Below are 20968 nucleotides of genomic sequence, written 5' to 3'. Positions count from 1 at the left end.
ATACTCCCCGAATGTTCGATGCCGCGGGCCCAGCCCGCGGCATTTTTTCGTCTGCAAGCTGGAAATCCGCTTTGCCAACAGGCTAAACGCACCGTTAACTCTTGTAGAACACAATAAGAACAGGTAATGTACGTTCTTGATTTGTACCACTGCCGGACCGCAACGGAGACTGGCCACCATGTTGACACGCAAGCAGTATGAACTGCTGATGTTCATCCACGAAAGGCTCAAGGAAACCGGGGTTCCGCCGTCCTTCGACGAGATGAAGGACGCTTTGGACCTCAGATCGAAGTCCGGCATCCACCGGTTGATCACCGCTCTTGAAGAGCGCGGCTTTATCCGGCGGTTGCCGAATCGGGCCAGGGCGATGGAAGTGGTCAAACTGCCTGATTCAATTGCGCCCGGTCTTGGCGCACCGCGGCCAAGGGGGAGTTTTTCGCCCGAAGTCATCGAAGGCTCCCTGGGCAAGCCCAAACCCGCGCCGGCGCCCGTCGTGGCGGAACCGGCAAGCGCGACGGAAATTCCGGTCATGGGCCGGATCGCCGCAGGCGTACCGATTGAGGCAATCCAGTCCCATTCGCATTCCATCACGGTCCCGGCCGAACTGCTTGGCAAGGGCGAACACTATGCGCTCGAGGTGCGCGGCGATTCGATGATCGAGGCCGGCATCCTCGATGGCGATACGGTGCTAATCCGCAAATCAGACAGCGCAGACAGCGGCGACATCGTGGTTGCGCTCGTCGATGACGAGGAAGCGACACTGAAGAGGCTGCGCAAAAAAGGCGCCTCAATCGCGCTGGAAGCTGCAAACCCGGCCTATGAAACCCGCATTTTCGGCCCCGGGCGGGTTCGGGTCCAGGGCAAGCTGGTGGCACTGTTCCGCCAATACTAGGGCTGTGCCGCATGATTTCTGCAGACCCGTCTTCCGGGAAACCGGTTTCTTGGGGCACCGTTTCCGGATTTCTGGCGGGTTGCGGATGTCGGTTGCGGTTTGAATTCTGCCTGCGCGCGGCCCGTTGTGTCCTGTTCTCTTGGCGGTTCAGCGATGCCAGGGCCGCGGCGGGGCTGACCGGGCTGTTTTGACACGGATGATCACCGGCTTGGGGCCGGCGGCATTTCGTGTTTCTGCACTTTCGCTTGTTTTCGTTTGGAATTGCCCAACCTTGGCTAGGCCGGCAGATGTGCCGGTCAGCCCGTCTGGTCTGGCGGCCGGTTGCCGCGGCGGTTCGAGCCAGATCGACACTGCGCCAAATAATTTGCGCTTTGGACCATCGAGCACCAGGGCCGCTTCGCAATCGGCGGGGGCAACCAGATCTGTCACGATTACATCGGCAAACCTGCAATCCGCCAGCAAGGCGCTTGGAGATGCCGGCAAGGCAATCGCGAGCGGAGCGGCACCAAGGCCAGGACCGCGTTCTGCGGCGAAAGCATGAACAACGCAGCCTTTGTCGTCACACCTGATCTGATCCGCCGCCATCTTGTGATGGGCAAATTCCCTCTCGCCTAAACCAGCTTGCTCGAGCATGGCCTGCGCCCCGAAACTGGACCGTCTCGCGTTCACCTTGAGCACACCATGCCTGTCGTAGGCCGCGAGCAATTTGCCCCGCTCGGAGATTGTGATATCGGGCGGACGGGCTGCGACAAACAGCGCTGCCGCCAAGGCTGCAGGTAACAGGGCCACGCCCTTGAGCGGCCCTTTAAGAAGCAAGCCGCTGAACAGGGCGGCGACAGCAACTCCGGTTGCCATGGCGGAAGGCGGCACCACCTGCCCCTCGCCGCCAAACCCGATTGCGGTCTCGCTCAAAGACGCGGTCCAGGCTGCGATGGCCAGCAAGAGGTCCAGCGCCCACGCCATGAGGGAAAGCGGCAGGCTGGCGAGCCCAAACGGCATGAGTACGAGCGCGAGCACGCCGGCCGGCATGACCAGCAGCGAGAACACCGGCATGCCCAGCATGTTGCCGGCAAGCCCCATGGGTGCGACACGCCCGAAATGATAGGCTCCGATAAAACCTGTCGCCGCTCCGGCCACAAGCGAGGTGATCAGCAGCCCGCCGATCCATGTTCCGGTCTTGGACGCAATGTGGAGCGGGACCCCGCGCCGGGGCTGCCGGTGCACCCGCTTGTCCGGCTTGGCAACCCATCCCTCATAGACCGCCACAAGACAGAGCACAGCGGCAAACGACATTTGAAAACCCGGATAAAACAACCGTTCGGGCCCAAGAACCAGCAACGCAAGCCCTGCCAAGGCGACACTGCGCAGTGTCAGTCCGCGGCGCCCGGTCAATATGCCCAAAAACACGAGGGCAATCATGATGAACGACCTTTGTGTAGCCACAGATGCGCCGGACAAGCCCAAATAAACGATGGCGGCAACGAGAGCAACGCATGCCGCGATACGATGGGTCGGAAGACTGAGAGCTGCCCTTTCACTGAAAGACAAGAGGAACAAGACAGCTGCGAATGCGCCGCCTGCAAACAAGGCCATATGCAGCCCGGATATCGCAAGCACGTGGGCCAGTCCCGCCGCGCGCAGCGCTTCTTCGCCCTCTTCGGAGAGCCCGCTTCTGTCACCGACAAGAAGCGCCACCACAAGCGCTGATGCGTCTCCGGCAGGCAAAAGAGCTCGGATCTGGGCAGCAATCTCCTGTCTGCCGTTATCTATCAAGCGCCTGATTGAAAGAGTGGTTTGGGCCGGATCGAGGATGTCGGGCGGGCCAAAACTGAAACCGGTCGCTCCAAGACCCTGAAAATAGGCCCGAAAGGAGAAGTCATATCCGCCTGGACGTACCGGGCCGGCCGGCGGAAACAACCGGGCACGGAACCGAATGCGGTCGCCCGGGCCCGCCTGTGACGTGTCGGGCACAGACAACCGGATCCGGCGCGGCAAATCCGACCGCCTTGTATTGTCCCAGGACAGTTTGTCGACGATCCACCTCTGCCCGCGCCGGGTGCTCTCCGCCCGGGCCACCGTGCCCGTACCAGAGCCGATCACCGGCTCCGTCAGACGCGGGGCGTCAACCAGCGCGGTCCGCACGGTCATCGCCGTTACCCCGCAGAGTATTGCGCACAAGACCAGCGCCCACGCCGCAAGCGTTCCCCTGCGGTGCTGCTTTACCGTCAGGGCAATCACGGCCCCGGAGAGCGCCACCACCGCCAGTGTATTCGGCTCTTGCGGCAACAAGACATACGCCGTGATGCCCGCAGCGAAAGCCAGGACACACCAAAGAAGCCGGTTCTGCTCCCAAAGCTGGCCCAGATCGGCCAAGATCCGGCGAGTGACACTCTTGAATAGGCCCGCTCTTGGAGCCTGGGCAGCGCCGAAACGGGAGCGCCGCGCCGTCAGAAAAAGTTGCAAAGGCGCTTCGGGCGATCGTATTCCGGATGGGGCAGCGGTCTTCTCAGGCGGCATTTCGGACCGCTGTTTTACCTGGTCTGGCGGTGCCGGGCCGGACGGCCCTTGCCTTTCCACTGCACCTCCCCGTCTTCCCGCCGGCAAGCCGCGCAAAATTCTTTGCGGTGCCATCTATTTTGCCGGGCGCGGGCCTATGGTAAGACCGCGCCGGCTTTGCGGGTTCCCCGCTTCATCATGACAGAGACTTTCAAAAAGAACCATGGCTCAACAAATCGTCACGCGTTTCGCGCCGTCCCCGACCGGCTTTCTTCACATCGGCGGCGCCCGCACCGCATTGTTCAACTGGCTGTTCGCAAAACACGGCGGCGGCAAGATGCTTTTGCGTATCGAGGACACGGACCGCGCCCGATCCACGCAAGAGGCTGTTGACGCCCTGCTGGATGGCCTGAGCTGGCTTGGCCTGGATTGGGACGGCGAACCGGTCTCGCAGTTTTCACGGGTCGGCCGGCATCAGGAAGTCGTTGAGGAGATGATCTCCCGCGGCCAGGCCTATCGCTGCTATTCCTCTCAAGAAGAGCTGGAAGCCATGCGTGAAAAGGCGCGTGCCGAAGGCAAGCCGCCTCGCTACGACGGCACATGGCGGGACCGGGATCCGTCCGAAGCACCGGCCGGGGTTGATCCGGTCATCCGCCTCAAAGCTCCGCAAGATGGCGAAACCGTTGTTGAGGATATGGTCCAGGGCCGGGTCGTGATCCCGAACAAGGATCTGGACGATCTGGTGCTGATGCGCTCTGACGGAACACCGACCTACATGCTGGCTGTTGTGGTCGACGATCACGACATGGGAATCACGCATATCATCCGCGGCGTTGACCATCTGACAAACGCTGCCCGCCAGAGCCTGATTTTCAAGGCGATGGGTTGGGATGTGCCGAACATGGCGCATATTCCGCTGATTCACGGGCCAGATGGGGCAAAACTGTCGAAGCGTCATGGCGCAACCGGGGCAGAGACCTACCGCGCAATGGGCTATCTGCCGCAGGCTATGCGCAACTATCTTGCTCGGCTCGGCTGGAGCCATGGCGACGAGGAAATCATGTCCCTTGACGACATGATCAAGTGGTTTGGCATGGACGCGGTCGGCCAAAGCGCCGCCCGGTTTGACTTCAAGAAACTGGAAAACCTCAATGGCCACTACATGCGTGCGACCGATGACGCGGAATTGATGATCCATTGGAAAACCTATCTTCAGCATGCCGAGGACGGCGACGCGGTGCTGGCCTGGCTTGCCGAAAAGAGCAATGAACAGACCGCGTTGACAGCCCTGCCCGGCTTGAAAGAGCGTGCGAAGACTTTGGTCGAACTTACTGAAAGTGCGAGCTATTTATGGCGTCAGCGCCCGCTGGACTGCGATGAAAAGGCGCAAAAAATTCTGGACAGCGATGCAAAAGCCATCCTGTCGGATGTGCACGGCATCTTGTCCGGTGTTGAAGCCTGGAACGCAGAGCCACTGGAAGAGGCCGTAAAGGCTTACGCTTTGGAAAAGGATCTGAAACTCGGCAAGGTGGCTCAGCCGCTGCGCGCCGCCCTGACCGGCCGCGGTACGTCGCCGGGCATCTATGACGTCCTGGTCGCGCTCGGGCGGACTGAATCGCTCGCGCGCATTCAGGACCAAGCAAACTAGACAAGACGCGGGGGCACGCGCGGGGAAGCCTTTTGACGGCAAACCACGCGTGCCATCACCACCTTGCGCAACGTTGCCAAGGCTTTGACCAAAGCGTTAGACCGGCCTGCTTGCGGCACTGCAATAAATGGGATAGGCAGTTCCCACCATTCCTCCAGCAGCATCTGGCGGGCATCCGGTTTGGCGTTGTTTGGCGCTCAAGCCGGCCTATTCAAGGCTGCTATGAGTGTTAGAAAAAGGGGGTTACCTGAATGGCCGAACACAACGCCAAGCTCAACGTCGACGGCGGCGAGCACGCCTTCAACGTCCTTGACGGAACCATTGGCCCGTCCGTCGTGAACATTGCGTCCCTTTACAAGGACACCGGGATGTTCACCTACGATCCAGGGTTCACATCCACCGCCTCTTGCGAATCTAAAATCACCTATATTGATGGTGACGAGGGCACGCTGCTCTACCGGGGATACCCGATCGATCAGCTGGCAAATCACGGCGACTTCCTGGAAACCTGCTATCTTCTGCTCTACGGTGACCTGCCGACGAAAACCCAGAAAGACGACTTCGTCCATCGTGTCACCTACCACACGATGATCCACGAGCAGATGAACCGCTTTTTTGCCGGCTTTCGCCGCGATGCGCACCCGATGGCCATCATGTGCGGTACAGTCGGCGCATTGTCCGCATTCTATCACGACAGCACCGACATCGCCGACCCGCACCAGCGCATGGTCGCATCTCTGCGCATGATCGCGAAAATGCCAACGATCGCCGCCATGGCCTACAAATACCACGTCGGCCAGCCGTTCGTTTATCCGCGCAACGATCTCGACTATTCCTCGAACTTCCTGCGCATGTGTTTTGCCGTGCCTTGTGAGGAATACAAGGTCAACCCGGTGCTGGCCCGCGCGATGGACCGGATCTTCATCCTGCATGCAGACCACGAACAGAACGCGTCCACATCGACTGTCCGGCTCGCCGGCTCGTCGGGCGCCAATCCGTTTGCCTGCATTGCAGCTGGTATTGCCTGCCTTTGGGGTCCCGCCCATGGCGGTGCAAACGAGGCGGCGCTCAACATGCTGTCGGAAATCGGCAGCGTTGACCGCATTCCGGAATTCATCGCCCGCGCGAAGGACAAGGACGACCCGTTCCGCCTGATGGGCTTCGGACACCGCGTCTACAAAAACTACGACCCGCGCGCCAAGATCATGCAGAAGACCACACATGAAGTTCTCGGCGAACTTGGCATCAAGGATGATCCGCTTCTGGACGTTGCCATGGAGCTGGAGCGCATTGCGCTGAGCGACGAGTATTTCATCGAGAAAAAGCTCTACCCGAACATCGACTTCTACTCCGGCATCACCCTGCGTGCGCTCGGTTTCCCAACCAACATGTTCACTGTGTTGTTTGCGCTGGCCCGCACCGTCGGCTGGATCGCCCAGTGGAAGGAAATGGTGGAAGATCCGTCTCAGCGTATCGGCCGCCCACGCCAGCTCTACACCGGCTCGCCAAAGCGGGACTATATACCAACCGAACAGCGCAGCTAAGTCTCGGATAGTCGACCTAAACAAAAACCCCGGATCTGTGGTCCGGGGTTTTTTGTTGTCCGTTTCCCGTCTTTTGCCGAGCTGGCCGTACGTGCTCGCGTCCAATTGCAAAAGCTTCTCCGGCAATTTATCTCATCGGCTGTGGAAGCTTTTCGGTCCCTACTGGCCGCTGAGTGAGTTCCCTTCTTTGGCTTTTTCTTCGGGCGCACCCGAGGGGCTTAAAAGCGTTCAGGCGTTGTACTCACGCCGTACTCCCGGGAACAATATGATGTCTGCATCACGCTGAGGTTTTCTCTTGGATGCCATGGAAACTCTTGTCCGCACCCGCGTATATTGGCGCGTGGCAGAGGTGAAATCGAGTAAGGTGCCCATAATCTCCTCCATTGGTTCGTTGCACTTATCCGATGTCATGAACATGCAACCAATCGGCAAAACCGGCTGTGATACCTGTCACGTTTCATGCGGTGACGGCCTTGCCATAACGAATGCGTCCGGCTTGACGGCATCTTGCGATTGGGCTGGACGGCCAACTGTGCCACTTGAAAACCAATGGAGCCCACGGAGCCGGCGCTCCCGGCACAGCCCGAGCGCATTGTGTGGTGGATAAAATAGCTAAGGACAATTGACGCCCGCAGTGCATGACACAACCGTCACTTCGGGGCAGTATACAAACCGGATCGGCGTTTTAGGCGATTCAGCCGGATTTTTGGTATCAATGCATATCTGAAATCCCCGGACATGTGTGTCAGTTTGAGTGTGGATAATCCGGATTGGAGACAAGGGATATGACAGCAAAACGGGCCACATGGCAGATGGCAGTTGCCGTCGCGGCGGCGCTCTTGACGGCACCGGCCTCGGCCGCGACCTGTATCACCAGCAAAGGCCAATTCAACGCCTATAAACAGCAGCTGGCGCAACAGGCGACGCGGTCAGGTGTCGGACAACGGGGATTGCAGGCCCTGCAACAGGCAAAGCTTTCCGGCATTACGTGGCGGTTTGAATCAAATCCCGCCTCGCAATCCAGTATGCGTTACCGCAGTCCGGAACAGTTTTTGAAAAGCCGGTTTTCGAGCGTGAATTCATTTGTATCCAATGCCAAACGCCGGCTGCAGCAAAACGCCCGGCTGTTCCAGTCCATTGAGCAGCGCTACGGCGTGCCGGGCTCGATCCTGGTGGCGATCTGGGGTTATGAGACAAGTTGGGGCGGCTACACCGGCAAAACGCCGATCGTCAACGGCGCTGTCACGCTGGCCTCCTATTGCCGCCGGCACCCGCGCTTTGAAGATGATGCGATCGCCGCGCTACAGCTGGTCGACCGGGGGCTGATCAATAACAACAGCCGCGGCGGCCCTTCCGGTGAATTGGGCCACATGCAGTTTCTGGCCGGAAACTGGGTCCGCTTTGCGGTGGACGGCAACGGCGATGGCCGTGCGGATCCAAACAATGCGGCTGACGCCCTTGCAACAGCTGCGAACATGCTGCGCCGCAATGGCTGGCGCGGCGGACGGTCTTTCGCTGACGGGTCTGCGAACTTCCGTGTCTTGTCCACGTGGAACGACAGCGGCAATTATCAGCGCGCCATCGCATATGCAGCCGGCTTGATTGATCAGTAAACGCTGGCCATCGGTTGGACTTCACGTGTAAGAACCAACAAAAAGGGCGCCAGCTGGCGCCCTTTTTACGTCAAACAAGCGACGCTTTAGCCAAGTCTTGCGAGCATGTGCTCGGCAACCCTTTCAGAACTTGCCGGGTTTTGGCCGGTGAAGAGGTTGCCGTCTTCAACCGCAAAAACTCCCCAGTCCTCACCATTCTCGTAAAGGCCACCTTTTTCCTTCAAAGAATCCTCGAGCAGGAACGGCACCACGTCTACAAGCCCAACGGCCGCTTCTTCGGAGTTCGTGAATCCTGCGACTTTCCGGCCCGACACCAGGGCCGCACCGTCTGGTGCCTGTGCATTCAGCAGCACAGCAGGTGCGTGGCAGACTGCGCCAACAGGTTTTCCTGCGCCGAAGAAGGTCTCGATCAAGGCAATCGAGGTTTTGTCATTCGTCAGATCCCACAGCGGGCCGTGGCCGCCCGGATAGAAAATGGCATCGAAGTCATCTGCCTTCACTTCAGACAATTTTACCGTGTTGGCGAGCTTATTCTGAGTATCCGGATCTGCGTCGAACCGGCGCGTCGCCTCGGTCGCGGCGGAGGGGTCTGCGCTTTTCGGATCGATTGGCGGCTGACCACCCTTCGGCGATGCCAGCGTGATGTCTGCCCCAGCGTCTTTGAAAACATAATAGGGCGCAGCGAACTCCTCGACCCAAAAACCGGTCTTTTGGCCGGTATCGCCGAGGTCTTCGTGGCTGGTAAGAACAATCAGGATCTTTTTGCCGGCTGCATTGGCCATTGGTAACTCCTTGGTCGAATTGTCTGCGCTTGAAACGCTGACCTTCATTTAGTTTGGAACAATCTTCCTTCCAACGCGCATATTTCTGACTATAATGTCAAAAAAATTCTGACAATAATTTTGGAACTTATGGACGTCTCCTTTGAGCAGCTCAAAAGCCTGATCGTCTTTGCGACCGTGGTGGAACGTGGCACGTTCAGTGCAGCCGGACGCCAGCTCGGCCTATCGCGTGCCGTGGTGAGCTATCACATCAACAAACTGGAAAAGCTATACGGGCTGCGTCTGTTCAACCGCTCCACCCGAGTTCTGCATCTGACCGAAGCGGGTGAAAAGCTATCCGTGCACTGCCGTGTCATCATGGCCGAAGCCCAAGCGGCCAAACATGCCGTTGAGCGGTTTAAGAGTGAACCGGAGGGTTCACTTCGGCTCTCCTGCCCGGTCAGCATTGGCTTGGAACGGATGGTTCCCATCTTGAGTGCATTTCGGCAGCTGTATCCAAAGATCAGTCTGAACGTCAGTTTCACCGACGCAGTCGCCGACATTCTGCAGGACAGCATTGACCTCGCCATACGTGGCGCGCCCCTGCCCGATTCCGGTTTGCAGGCAACCCGTCTGGCACGCATAAAGACCTGCCTGTGTGCCGCACCAGGCTATCTCAAGGCCCATGGCCGTCCACAAACGGTCGATGAGCTCTTGCAGCATGAGTGGGTGGTCTACGAGCGCGGCCAGCCGCTTGAGCTCCAACTAAAAGACGGCAAAGTCCGCCAGATCGCTCTCAAAGGCAGCGTGACGACCAACAACGCCGCAGCCCGCACCGCTTTTGTGGAAGCAGGCCACGGCCTCGGACGCATCCCGCGGTACGATGCGGATCCGCGGATTCGAGCAGGCAAACTGGAAGAGATTTTGCCGGGTCTTGCTCTGCCAGACATTCAGCTGTTCGGCGTGTTTCCCCCCGGCGCGTCCACGTCAAAAAATCTGCGTCTCTTGATCGATTTTACCAAACAGTCGTTTCAACAATCAGCGTTTCCAGCCGAAGAGGCCTAGAAATGCTGTGTGATACGGCAAGGCTGCACCCCTGGTGAGCATCATCCAGTGCAATTCGGCTTGCCCTGTTGCCTGATACGCCACAATAACAATGTGAATATTTACAATTATATAAAGGTTCGCGACCTAGGATCCCCTCCTGAAAAATGCTGGTTTCGGCTTGGGATGGGGCAATACGTATGTTTAAACTCGCCAATGACATGAAGTTTGGCAAGAAGGTCGGTGGCGGGTTTGCTGCAGTCCTTGCATTGACGGCGGTTGTTGGCGGCGTCGGTGCATTTGCTGTCAGTAATCTGTCCGACCGGATTGAAGTAACAGGGTATTCAACCTCGGCCATTGCCACCCTTCAGGATCTGTCCGAAAAGCGGGAGGACTTTCTGTCACGCGCCGATCAATCAGCAGCAACGGCAACGCTTGACGGGATTGCAGAGCTCACAAACGCCCTCGACCTGCTTGAGGAAAACCTACAGGGTGATCCTGCCGCAAACGCCTCGATCGGAGAAGCCCGGGAGGCGGTCTCCGGTTTCCGCGCTGCTTTTGAACGCATAATATCGCTGAAAGCAGAACAGGGCGAAAAACGCGCCCTGCTCGATGCTGTACTGGGTAACCTGGAACAAACCGCGCGCGCCATATCCCAGGCCGCAGCAGGCGAGCGCGGGAGTTTGAGCGCAAAGGATGCAACGGCGCGAGAAACGCTATTTTCAGCCAATAAAATTGGTCAGGCAGCCGCCGGTTTTCAGGAAGAGGCACTGACCCTGCAGAACCTTTTCAACGCCGCTGCCAACAACGCCGCACAGCTTGCCGCAGTGACGGACCGTGTCACTGCGCTGGTTCCCGCGGCACGCGAGATTGCAGCGACCGAAATGGAAGGGGTTGACCCCGCAAGCATGCGCGCACTTGCGGAACGCACCCAATCTCTCGCTGAAACACTGAACGAGCTGACCACCACCAAAGACTATATCAAGATCTTTGACCTGACCGATGCTACCAAGCTTGGCTTTGCCGAAATCGACAAGCTGACCAAGACCATACGCGCCGACGCGGACAAAGCGGTTGATCGCGTCTACAACGCGGCCGCACAAGCCAGTGCCCAGTTCAAAGAGGTCGACAGCATCTCCGACACGGCAGCCCGCCTCAACACGGAAGCCCTGACCGTCAAGGCCGCCTCCCTCGCCTTCTTGCTCAACCCGGTGGCCGATACAAAATCCGCGGTATTGGATTGTCTTAGCACCATCAAAGACACCGAAGCCGACCTCTTGGCCAAGGCTGCGAATTATCCGGGAATTGCCGAACAAGCCGAGGTAATCAACCGGTCCTTGTCGATCTTCAGCCTGTCTTTCGAAGAATTGGCGGGGGGGCGCATGCGCCTTGCTGACGAAAGCAACCAGCTTCAACGTCTTGCCGCGAATGTCCAGGCGCTGATTTCCCGGATTTCCTCAGATCAGACCCTTGCGGCGCAGACGTCGAGCAGCCAAGCGCTCGGCACCATTGGTGTTTCGGTTCTTCTGGCTATTGCGGCTGGCATCGGGTTGGCCTTTGCCCTCAACTATGTTGTTACCCGTCCAATCATACGCACAACGGAGACCATGTCCCTCCTCGCCAAGGGGGATACCAATGTCATGATCGGTGACACTGAACGCGGCGATGAGATTGGCGACATGAGCCGCACTGTCGAGGTGTTCAAGGCCAACGCAGTTGAACGTGCCCGTCTCGAACAGCAAACCGCTCAGGAAGAGGCTGTTCGCAAGGCGCGGCAGACCAAGATCGAAGACTTGATATCCAGCTTCCGGGCCCGGTCTTCGCAGGTCTTGTCGTCGGTGAGCGAAACCGCGGCGGGCCTCGACGAAACCGCACGGGCACTCACCGAGATTTCCCGAGAAAGCTCCGGATACGCCGCGCATACCGTTGAAGCAACCAACGAAGCCACACAAAATGTGCAAACTGTGGCCAGTGCGGCCGAAGAATTGGCGGCCTCTATCGGGGAGATTTCCCGGCAAGTCAGCCAGACAACACAGGTTGTCGACAAGGCAACCCTCGGAACGCGTTCAACAAACCAGAAAGTGGAAACCCTTGCAGCCTCTGCAACCAAAATTGGCGAAGTTGTGAGCCTGATCCAAGCTATTGCCGAGCAGACAAACCTGTTGGCGTTGAACGCGACAATTGAGGCCGCCCGCGCCGGAGAGGCTGGAAAAGGGTTTGCTGTGGTTGCAGCAGAAGTCAAGGAACTGGCAACCCAGACCTCCAAGGCGACAGAGGAAATCAGCACGCAGATTTCGGAGATCCAGAACGCAACCACCGACACCGCCGACGCGATTTCCGGAATCTCTAAGATCATGGAAGAGGTGAACAGCTATACGTCTGCGATCGCAGCCGCCGTGGAACAACAAGGTGCCGCTACAACCGACATTTCGCAGAACATCCAGCGTGCGGCAGAAGGCACCGGACAGGTCAAAGGCAACATGAGCCAGCTGTCCCGTGCTGTCGGCCAGACCAATCAGTCCGCAGACATGGTGTTGAGCGCCTCTGGCGAACTGACGGAGAAAACCGATCTGTTGAAACGCGAAGTCGAGGACTTTCTCACCGACGTGGCATCGGCATAAACCAAGCAGCCGGTCTGGTGTGCGCTAGGGCCCTTCGCTGACCGGCGGCGCTGTCATGCACTGAATGACGACATCTGCCGCGGCCCGGCTTTGGCTATAGCCATCGGGCAAACGCATGGCTGCATCAAGGCGTGCAAACGCTGCCTGCTGGCGCGCACGTTCCGGACTGTCCTTGAGCAAGTCCACCAGATGGCTGCTCAACGTATCCGGGTCGGCATCATCATCCAAAAACTCGGGGACAGCCTTTTCGCCGAGAACAATATTCGGCAGCACCATGGAATCAACGCTGGAGAATTTGAAGATCGCATTGAGGTCCTTCAAACGCCGGAAAAACCAATCGACCTTATAGGCAATCACCATCGGAACGCCTGCAAGCGCCAGCTCCAGCGATACTGTTCCGGAAGCTGCAAGGGCTGCATGCGCGCGCCGGAACGCTGCTCTTTTTGCCTTCACGCCAAAGACGATTTGCGGTTTGACCGGCCAGTCTGCAATCGCTTCCCGGATCCGGTCTTCCAGATGCGCAACCGCGGGCAATAGAATCTCAAGGTTTTCCTGTTGAGCTGCCGTTTTGGCAACAGCGTCCTTGAAAACAGGCAGCAACCGCGTGATCTCGTTGCCCCGGCTTCCTGGAAGAACCAGAAGGACCGGGCTGCCGTCCCGCAACCTGGACCGTTCTCCAGCCGCCGGGCGCAGTGCATGAACATTTTCGCTCAAAGGATGGCCGACATAGTGGGTACGAGGTCCGCCGAGACGTTCATGGGCCTGCGGCTCAAACGGCAAGAGCGCCAAAAGTTCATCGACATAGGCGCGCATCTTGCGCGCTCGGCCGGGACGCCAGGCCCAGACCGATGGCGAGACGTAACCAACAATCGGAATGTGTGGAGCCCGTTTGCGCACCCGCTTGGCCACATTATGTGTGAAATCGGGGCTGTCGATAATCACAAGGACATCTGGATCGGCAGCGATCACGCCGTCGACTGTTTGGTAAACCCGTTTGACGATCAGCGGCAGTCTGGCAAGAACGGCCGACAAACCCATCACCGATACGTCGGACATGTCGAAAAAGCTCTTGAGCCCGAGAGCCTGGGTCCGCTCGCCGCCAAGTCCGGTAAAGACGGTGTCCGCGCCAAGACGCTCTTTCAGAGACTTCATGAGCTCGGCGCCAAGCTGGTCGCCCGATTCCTCGCCCATCACGAGACACACGCGCGCCGGTCTGCCGCTCGCCACATTCATGGTGTGCTTTTGCCGTGTTGCGCACGCTCGATTCCGAAGAGGAAAATCCCGTTTCGGTCGGCGGCTTCGACGGTTGCCTGATGCTCTGAGATCAACGCACCGCCCGCATCGACCGCAATACCGGCAAGGCCAGCTTCAACGACAAGCTCGACGGTTTTCGGGCCGATCGTCGGCAGATCCACGCGCAGATCCTGGCCAGGCTTTGCCGACTTGACCAAGACCCCGATCTTGCCTTTTTGGCGGATACGGCCGGTCTTGCGCATGTCTGCACAGCGTTGCAGCATCAAGTCGGTGCCTTCCGCGCCTTCCAAGGCGATCACGCGCCCGCCCATGGCAACCGCAGCCTGCCCAATATCGAGCTCACCCAGCCGGTCAGTCGCCTGGAGTGCCAGGTCGAGATCTGCCATCGCAATCTCGTCCGGCTTGATTTTGCCGAGCACGCCCCCTTTGGCCAACAGCTCCGGCGCCACATCGTGAATGCCAACCACTTGAAAGCCCTCCACTTCGAACAGGCCGATCACCTTGGTTAATAGGCTGTCGTCGCCGCCCCTGAGCGCTTTGATGATCCGAGGCAGTCGCTTCAGCGTCCCAATGTCGCCAAGAACGGATGTATAGTCTGGCCGGCCTCTGACACCGCCGATCAAAAGCACTTTTCGGCACCGGCGTTTGGTCAGCAGATTGAATAGGCGGCCGATCTCTCCCCACCCAAGGACCGCATCGGCTTTTTCCGCCATCTCGGCGTCGATTTCACCTTTGATCCCGACAATCAGCGGGGTGTCGCCCCGGCCCGTCAGGACTTCGGCGACCTGCCGAGGCAAGGCACCATTTCCTGCAATCAGGGCGACCTGGTTCTCAGGCTCGGAGCCGCCAAACATGTTCTAATGCCCCGCGTTAATCACTCGCCGCTTCGCGGTGTACAAAAGCGTCGGTCATCTTTCTCCAAGATGAAATCCGTAACCATTTTCACGAGCGGCTGGTCCGCGGCGGTTTCGGCCACCGCTTCGGCGCGAGCCCGCAGTGTTCCGTCCTCCGTGTCGAACAGGTCCCGGTACGCTGCGCGAAGCGCATGGATTTGCTCGCGCGGAAATTCCTTGCGCTTCAGGCCAATGAGGTTGAGACCGGCAAGCCGCGCCCGGTCACCGATTACCGAGCCGAACGGGATCACATCGAATTCGACCCCGGTCATGCCGCCGACAATCGCGCCGGTTCCGATGCGTGTCCACTGGCGCACGGCGCTGAGGCCGCCAAGGATCACATGGTCCGCCAATTCAACGTGGCCGGCCAGCGTCGCGTTGTTGGCGAGGATGGCAAAATTCCCGACTTTGCAGTCATGTCCCACATGGCTGCCCATCATGAACAAGCCGTTATCGCCCACTCGGGTAAGACCGCCGCCACCTGACGTGCCGGGGTTCATGGTAACATGTTCGCGGATCTGGTTGTTCTTGCCGATCAACAGCCGGGTTTCCTCACCGGCATATTTCAGGTCCTGCGGCTTGTGCCCGATGCTTGCGAACGGAAAAATATGTGTCCCGGCACCGACTTCCGTATGCCCGGCCACGACGACGTGCGATTCAAGCACCACATTGTCCGCCAGGCGGACATTCGGACCAACTGTGCTATAAGGTCCGACCCGCACATTTTCGCCGATAGCCGCGCCCGTTTCGACAATTGCTGTCGGATGAATGTCAGTCATATACCCTCACGCGTCGACAAGCATGGCGCTGATTTCAGCTTCGGCAACCTTGGCTCCATCGACCTTGGCAATCGCATCAAACTTCCAGATGTTCGAGCGTTGCTTGATTTTGTTGACGTGGAAATGAACCTGATCGCCCGGTTCCACGGGTTTGCGGAATTTCGCCTTGTCGATGGTCATGAAGTAGACCAGCTGCGGCGGACCATCCGTTTCGCGCGCATCCACGCACAAGGCTCCTGCGGTTTGTGCCATGGCTTCGATCAGCAGAACCCCGGGCATAACCGGGCGGCCGGGAAAGTGACCGGTGAAATGCGGCTCGTTCATCGTCACGTTCTTGATGCCGATACAGCTGTTGTCACCGTCCATTTCTATAATGCGATCAATCAGCAAAAAAGGATAACGATGCGGCAGCAATTCCATAATCCGCATGATGTCCGCGCTCTTCAGCGTCTTTTTTTCTGTCTCTTCCATTCACATGCCCCTTGGCGCAGAACACACGCCGAAAAGTCTTCTTGCTTGCTAGTTCCGTTTACGTGCCGCCGCCGCGTTCTGCAAGCTTTCGTACCGCAGCAACTTCCCGAAACCATTGTTTCACAGGTTTTGCAGGTGTGCCCCCGTAGCGTCCGCCGGCATCCAGATCCGTATTGACCACGCTGACAGCGGCCACTTGCGCCCCCATTCCGATGGTGACATGGCCGCGGACGCCCGTCTGGCCGCCTATGGCGACATAATCTTCCAGTGTGCAACTGCCGGACAGGCCAACCTGTGAGACGATGACACAATGGCGGCCAATGACCACGTTGTGGCCGATTTGAACCTGGTTGTCGATTTTGGTGCCTTCACCGATAATCGTGTCACGGTTCGCGCCGCGGTCCACAGTCGTGTTGGCACCGATTTCAACATCATCTTGAACCACGACCCGACCAATTTGCGGGACCTTGAGGTGCCCGCCCGGCCCCATTGCATAGCCGAAGCCATCCTGGCCAATGCATACACCTGGATGCAGGTATACGCAGTTGCCGAGCAGCGCGAACTGAACCGTTGAATTTGCTCCGATCACACAATCCCGGCCGATCCGGACCCCGGCACCGATAACCGCATTGGCCCGGACAACCGTCCCGGAGCCGATCTCGGCCCCTTTCGAAACAAACGCCCCGGCTTCCACCACGACGCCGTCTTCAAGAAGCGCCCCGTCTTCAACAACCGCCCGCTCCGAGACGCCGGAGCCTGCGCCATAGGCTGGCACAACAGCGTCGGGAAACAGCTGCGCGAGCACCTTCGCCCATGCGCGATACGGCTCTCTGCACACCAGGACAGCGACCCCTTCGGGCACTTTCGCAGCATGCTTTTCAGCGACAAGGCATGCGGCCGCGGCAGTGCCGGACAATTTGTCGAGATAGGCGGTATTGTCAAAGAAGACGAGGCTGCCCGCATCTGCATCTTCCACCGGCGCGACACCCAAAATTTCAATATCCGCACTGCCGCGAACAATGTCCGCCTCTGCCCAGTCTGCAATCTTGGACAGCGAAACGGTATCAGGTGTTTTGAAGAAAATTGGTTCGGACATAAGGAAGGCCATTTGTTGTAGTTTGCGCCCTACCCCTTTGGAGGCATGGCCTCACCGGTTTAACCCATTCGAGGTCAAAACAAAACGGCCGCCGTTATGACGGCGGCCGGTCTGAAAAAGTTTCGAGGAACGGCTTAGAACCGCGTCCCCCCACTCAGGCGGAAGACTTGAGTCTGATCTTCGTCTTCCTTGAGGAGCGGCCACGCGAAATCGGCCCGGATCGGACCGAATGGCGACTGCCAGCGGATGCCTGCGCCAACCGAAGCACGAAGAGCAAAGTCATTGGACTGCACTGTGCTGGTACCGCTGTTGTTCACGAGGTTGACAAGATCGCTGTCCGCATCCCAGACCGAGCCGGCGTCAACAAAAGCGGCACCACTCAGGCCGATTTCATCTGGGATGACTGGGAACGGGAATGTGGTTTCAGCTGTTCCGGCGAAATAGAACGTCCCGCCAAGGGCGTCGCCTGTACGGCTGTCGCGCGGTCCGATGCCTTGGTTCTCAAAGCCGCGAACAAGGTTGCCGCCGACCATGAATTGCTCGGATACCCGAAGACGCTCGTCACCGATCGCAGTGATGTGGCCGCCCTGAAGCGACAGAGACCCGACGATGCCAAGATCCGGAAGGATTTCCTTGTAACCGCGCGCTTGGGCTTCGGTCTTGATGTAGTAGGAGTCCCCGCCAAGCCCTGCGAAATCCTGACCGAAGGATGCGTACACGCCGTCCGTCGGGTTCAGGTTGAAGTTGAGCGTGTTGTAAACAAGCTCGTAGCCGACAAGCGATGTCAGGAAGGTGCCAAGCGAGTCACACACAGCAAGCGAGAGCTCAGCGGTGTTACAGTTCGTCACGCTCGTTGAATTGTTGTTCGGGTCGTCGTTCTCTTCCTGGAAGATGCTGTAGAACAGACGCAGTGTCAGCTCTTCTTCCCGAAGCGGAAGGGTGAACCCGAAACCGCCACCAATTGTATCCTGGTCGAACGAACGGTAGTCGTTCGCATCGCGGACACGGCGATAAGCATCAACATCAAGTGCGACACGGCGGCCGAGGAAAAACGGCTCAACGAAACGGAATTCGTAATTCTGGGTGTCCGTACCACCGCCAACACCCACGCGCACGAACTGGCCGCGGCCGAGGAAGTTGCGCTCGGTGATGGAGATATCACCAATAATACCGTCCGCTGTCGAGTAACCGATACCGAAGGACACTTCACCGGTGGCTTTTTCTTCCACCTGCACGTTCACGACAACACGGTCCGGCGCACTGCCCTGTTGTGTTGTGATCGTGACGCGCTCGAAGAACCCGAGATTGTTCAAGCGGCGCTCCGCTTTATCAACCAGCGTTCTGTTGAAGGCATCGCCTTCCGCCAGATCAAATTCGCGGCGGATAACATATTCGCGGGTCCGGTCATTACCGATCACATTGATCCGCTCGACATAGGCGCGCGGGCCTTCCTCGATGTAGTAGATCAACGAGATGGTGTTGTCGTCGTAGTTGCGGGAGGCACGCGGGCGGATCCTCGCAAATGCATAACCGTCTTCCGCAACGCGCACGGTCAAATCTTCGATTGTCTGCTCAACACGCAGGGAATTGAAGGTCCGGCCAGTCCGTGTACGGACCTGTGATTGCAGCTCGTCCGGATCGATTTCGGCAATCGACGACACCACTTCGACATCACCGAATTCGTACTTCTCACCTTCTTCAACCGTGAAGGTGACGTAGAAGATGTTGTTTTCACGGTCCAAATCAGCGGTTGCCGAGACAATCCGGAAATCAGCATAGCCCTTGCGGTTGTAATACTGGCGCAAAAGTTCCTGGTCAGCCGCAAGCCTGTCCGGGTCGTATGTATCGGTCGACCGGATCCAGCTCAACAACCCGCTTTCACGCGTCCGGATAACGTCACGCAGACGCCGGTCGCTGAAAGAGTTGTTGCCGATGAACGAAATACGCTCAACGCCGGTCTTATCGCCTTCGTTGATTTCAAAGACCAGATCGACACGGTTGTTCGAGCGCTCAATGATCTTCGGCTCGACGGACGCACCAAAGCGTCCGGAGCGGCGATAGGCTTCAAGAATATTTTGAACGTCGGTCTGCACCTTGGCGCGGGTAAGCATCGTCCGCTCTTGCGAACGCACGGCTGTTCCAAGGGCTTCGTCGTTGATCTTTCGATTACCTTCGAAAGACACCCGGTTGATGATCGGATTCTCAGTCACATTGACGATGACCGTGCTGCCTTGCGGCTGAATGCTGACATCAGCGAACAGGCCGGTGGCAAAAAGAGCCTTGACCGATTCATCCACATCGAAGGCGCTGTAATTGCGGCCGCGAGTGATCGTCAGATAGCTGAGAACAGTCTCTTCCTCGATCCGCGTGTTTCCGCGCACCACGATATTCCGGGCGACAGCAGCTTCAGCGAACGTTGAGGAAAAAGGACCGAGGGCCTCTGGCAGGATAGCGCCTGATGAATAGACGGCAGCCGCGAGAAGAGCGGCACGGTTAAGTTTCTGCAATCGCTGCATAAGTGCGCTATGCCTTTTATTGTAAACGTCTCGCCCGAGGGCGCGCTCTCAACGCGAGATTCTCAGGAACCGCCATCGTTTTACAGGCTTTTCCCAAATGCGCAACCGTCTGGAGAACCCAAAACAGATTTAAGTTGAAGGCGTTGCGGGGATGCCACGCCTCCGGTTTATCCACGTCAGATCACAGCCTCGTCAAATGCATGACATCATTCCAAGTCGCAAAAACCATCAAGAGCAGAACAATCGCAATCCCGATCCGGAAACCGATATCCTGTATGTTCTCACTCAGCGGCTTACCGCGCACCGCCTCGGCAAAATAGTAAACCAGATGCCCGCCATCGAGCATGGGAATCGGCATGAGATTCAAGAGCCCGATGCTGACCGACAACACCGCTGCGAGTGACAGCAACGGCAAAATACCCTGGGTCGCAACCTGACCGGACACTTGTGCCACACGGATCGGTCCGCCGATCTGATCGGCGGCTTCCCGCCCGGAAATCACCCCCCAAAGATAGTCAACGGTGCGCTCAGCGATGTAGACGGTCTCTTTTGCCCCCTCACTGATCGCCTCCAGCGGGCCAAAGGTTTGCTGAATGAGGTCGTCGTCCTGGGGGCTGCGGGATATCCCCAGCAATCCGAGACGCTGAACATTGCCGAACCGGTCTGTCAGCTCCCGATATTCCGGGGTCACGGTGATGGTCTGGACCGTGTTGCCCCGCTCAATTTCCAAATCTAGCGGGATTTCCGCGCTCACAGAGACAATACGCTGCATATCGGCAAAGGTTTCGATCGGTTTCCCATCGATTGCCAGAATAAGATCGCCCGATTGAAGACCGGCCTTTTCCGCAGCGCTTCCTGCCTGGATAGTCTCGACAACCGGTGCAATGACTGTGCGCCCGAAAAATCCGAAAATGGCGGCGAAAATGGCGACGGCGAGAATAAAGTTGGCAATTGGGCCAGCCGCAACCACAGCGGCGCGCTGCCATACCGGTTTGGCGACGAAGGCCGTCGCACGCTCTTCTTCAGACATGGCGGCAATGCGATCCCGGTCAGGGACGCTGGCCGCGTTCTCGTCTCCAGCAAATTTAACATAGCCGCCAAGCGGGATAGCCGACAGTTTCCAGCGCGTGCCCTGCCTGTCCGTGAACCCAAAGAGCTCCTTGCCGAACCCAACCGAAAACGCATCGACCTTCACACGGCACCACCGCGCAACTGCAAAATGGCCCAGCTCGTGAAAGAAAACCACGATCGTCAAAACGAAAAGAAACGGCACGATATAGCCGATCAGGAGGTCATAGGCGGAGGAAAGAATTTCCATCAGGTTTCCATTCGGTTTTGCT

The 20968-nt window shown here is 58.3% G+C and carries 15 protein-coding genes; 6 read left to right on the top strand and 9 right to left on the bottom strand.

Annotation, left to right across the window (positions count from 1 at the left end; genetic code table 11):
• The first annotated feature begins 178 nt into the window (after nucleotides 1-178).
• Nucleotides 179-892 (top strand): transcriptional repressor LexA, encoded by a 714-nt coding sequence (lexA, locus tag JM93_RS02020; protein ID WP_145340394.1) that lies wholly within the window; start codon nucleotides 179-181, stop codon nucleotides 890-892.
• Between the two features lie 147 nt (nucleotides 893-1039).
• On the opposite strand, the gene JM93_RS02015 is transcribed toward lexA, so the two are convergent.
• Entirely contained in the window at nucleotides 1040-3355 is a 2316-nt protein-coding gene (locus JM93_RS02015) for a ComEC/Rec2 family competence protein (protein ID WP_196220761.1), read from the bottom strand.
• 256 nt (nucleotides 3356-3611) lie between these two features.
• Between JM93_RS02015 and gltX the strand changes: the two genes are divergently transcribed.
• The 3 genes from gltX (at nucleotide 3612) to JM93_RS02000 (ending at nucleotide 8193) form a co-directional block, all read left to right on the top strand.
• On the top strand, nucleotides 3612-5036 hold the full coding sequence (gltX, locus tag JM93_RS02010) for a glutamate--tRNA ligase (protein WP_145340392.1): 1425 nt from the start codon (nucleotides 3612-3614) through the stop codon (nucleotides 5034-5036).
• Between the two features lie 251 nt (nucleotides 5037-5287).
• The gene (gene gltA / locus JM93_RS02005; RefSeq protein WP_145340391.1) at nucleotides 5288-6580 is read left to right on the top strand and encodes a citrate synthase; all 1293 of its coding nucleotides are present in this window, start codon (nucleotides 5288-5290) and stop codon (nucleotides 6578-6580) included.
• A 785-nt stretch (nucleotides 6581-7365) separates the two neighbouring features.
• Nucleotides 7366-8193 carry a lytic murein transglycosylase gene (locus JM93_RS02000; protein ID WP_208994873.1) on the top strand — a complete coding sequence of 276 codons (828 nt, stop codon included), beginning with the start codon at nucleotides 7366-7368 and terminating at the stop codon, nucleotides 8191-8193.
• An 86-nt stretch (nucleotides 8194-8279) separates the two neighbouring features.
• On the opposite strand, the gene JM93_RS01995 is transcribed toward JM93_RS02000, so the two are convergent.
• Nucleotides 8280-8975 (bottom strand): type 1 glutamine amidotransferase domain-containing protein, encoded by a 696-nt coding sequence (locus JM93_RS01995; protein WP_145340389.1) that lies wholly within the window; start codon nucleotides 8973-8975, stop codon nucleotides 8280-8282.
• Nucleotides 8976-9104: 129 nt separating this feature from the next.
• On the opposite strand from JM93_RS01995, the gene JM93_RS01990 reads away from it, so the two are divergent.
• Together JM93_RS01990 and JM93_RS01985 are read left to right on the top strand one after the other, a co-directional pair.
• On the top strand, nucleotides 9105-10019 hold the full coding sequence (locus tag JM93_RS01990) for a LysR family transcriptional regulator (RefSeq protein WP_145340388.1): 915 nt from the start codon (nucleotides 9105-9107) through the stop codon (nucleotides 10017-10019).
• 179 nt (nucleotides 10020-10198) lie between these two features.
• A complete protein-coding gene (locus tag JM93_RS01985) occupies nucleotides 10199-12619 on the top strand; it encodes a methyl-accepting chemotaxis protein (protein WP_208994869.1) in 2421 nt (806 codons plus the stop codon).
• 24 nt (nucleotides 12620-12643) lie between these two features.
• Here the strand turns inward: JM93_RS01985 and lpxB are convergent, their stop codons facing one another.
• From lpxB to rseP, 7 genes are all read right to left on the bottom strand, one after another.
• Complete coding sequence (lpxB, locus tag JM93_RS01980; protein ID WP_145340386.1) at nucleotides 12644-13852, bottom strand: lipid-A-disaccharide synthase; 1209 nt, start codon at nucleotides 13850-13852, stop codon at nucleotides 12644-12646.
• Entirely contained in the window at nucleotides 13849-14727 is an 879-nt protein-coding gene (locus JM93_RS01975; RefSeq protein WP_145340385.1) for an LpxI family protein, read from the bottom strand. Before JM93_RS01975 ends, lpxB begins: the two co-directional genes overlap by 4 nt.
• 20 nt (nucleotides 14728-14747) lie before the next feature.
• Complete coding sequence (lpxA, locus tag JM93_RS01970; RefSeq protein WP_145340384.1) at nucleotides 14748-15545, bottom strand: acyl-ACP--UDP-N-acetylglucosamine O-acyltransferase; 798 nt, start codon at nucleotides 15543-15545, stop codon at nucleotides 14748-14750.
• Nucleotides 15546-15551: 6 nt separating this feature from the next.
• Nucleotides 15552-16016 carry a 3-hydroxyacyl-ACP dehydratase FabZ gene (gene fabZ, locus JM93_RS01965; RefSeq protein WP_145340383.1) on the bottom strand — a complete coding sequence of 155 codons (465 nt, stop codon included), beginning with the start codon at nucleotides 16014-16016 and terminating at the stop codon, nucleotides 15552-15554.
• Between the two features lie 58 nt (nucleotides 16017-16074).
• Nucleotides 16075-17112: a UDP-3-O-(3-hydroxymyristoyl)glucosamine N-acyltransferase gene (lpxD, locus tag JM93_RS01960; RefSeq protein ID WP_145340382.1), complete on the bottom strand. Its 1038-nt coding sequence runs from the start codon at nucleotides 17110-17112 to the stop codon at nucleotides 16075-16077.
• 134 nt (nucleotides 17113-17246) lie between these two features.
• A complete protein-coding gene (bamA, locus tag JM93_RS01955; RefSeq protein ID WP_145340381.1) occupies nucleotides 17247-19628 on the bottom strand; it encodes an outer membrane protein assembly factor BamA in 2382 nt (793 codons plus the stop codon).
• A gap of 181 nt (nucleotides 19629-19809) precedes the next feature.
• Complete coding sequence (gene rseP, locus JM93_RS01950) at nucleotides 19810-20946, bottom strand: RIP metalloprotease RseP (RefSeq protein WP_145340380.1); 1137 nt, start codon at nucleotides 20944-20946, stop codon at nucleotides 19810-19812.
• Between the last annotated feature and the right edge of the window lie 22 nt (nucleotides 20947-20968).

Source organism: Roseibium hamelinense (assembly GCF_007830545.1).
Taxonomy (GTDB): domain Bacteria; phylum Pseudomonadota; class Alphaproteobacteria; order Rhizobiales; family Stappiaceae; genus Roseibium; species Roseibium hamelinense.
Note: the sequence above shows the minus strand (reverse complement) of the source record. Positions and strands in the feature narration are given on the sequence as shown.

Coding starts and splice junctions, on each gene's coding strand:
- lexA (WP_145340394.1), top strand. CDS start 179: ATGTTGACACGCAAGCAGTATGAACTGCTGATGTTCATCCACGAAAGG.
- gltX (WP_145340392.1), top strand. CDS start 3,612: ATGGCTCAACAAATCGTCACGCGTTTCGCGCCGTCCCCGACCGGCTTT.
- gltA (WP_145340391.1), top strand. CDS start 5,288: ATGGCCGAACACAACGCCAAGCTCAACGTCGACGGCGGCGAGCACGCC.
- JM93_RS02000 (WP_208994873.1), top strand. CDS start 7,366: ATGACAGCAAAACGGGCCACATGGCAGATGGCAGTTGCCGTCGCGGCG.
- JM93_RS01995 (WP_145340389.1), bottom strand. CDS start 8,975: ATGGCCAATGCAGCCGGCAAAAAGATCCTGATTGTTCTTACCAGCCAC.
- JM93_RS01990 (WP_145340388.1), top strand. CDS start 9,105: ATGGACGTCTCCTTTGAGCAGCTCAAAAGCCTGATCGTCTTTGCGACC.
- JM93_RS01985 (WP_208994869.1), top strand. CDS start 10,199: ATGTTTAAACTCGCCAATGACATGAAGTTTGGCAAGAAGGTCGGTGGC.
- lpxB (WP_145340386.1), bottom strand. CDS start 13,852: ATGAATGTGGCGAGCGGCAGACCGGCGCGCGTGTGTCTCGTGATGGGC.
- JM93_RS01975 (WP_145340385.1), bottom strand. CDS start 14,727: ATGTTTGGCGGCTCCGAGCCTGAGAACCAGGTCGCCCTGATTGCAGGA.
- lpxA (WP_145340384.1), bottom strand. CDS start 15,545: ATGACTGACATTCATCCGACAGCAATTGTCGAAACGGGCGCGGCTATC.
- fabZ (WP_145340383.1), bottom strand. CDS start 16,016: ATGGAAGAGACAGAAAAAAAGACGCTGAAGAGCGCGGACATCATGCGG.
- lpxD (WP_145340382.1), bottom strand. CDS start 17,112: ATGTCCGAACCAATTTTCTTCAAAACACCTGATACCGTTTCGCTGTCC.
- bamA (WP_145340381.1), bottom strand. CDS start 19,628: ATGCAGCGATTGCAGAAACTTAACCGTGCCGCTCTTCTCGCGGCTGCC.
- rseP (WP_145340380.1), bottom strand. CDS start 20,946: ATGGAAATTCTTTCCTCCGCCTATGACCTCCTGATCGGCTATATCGTG.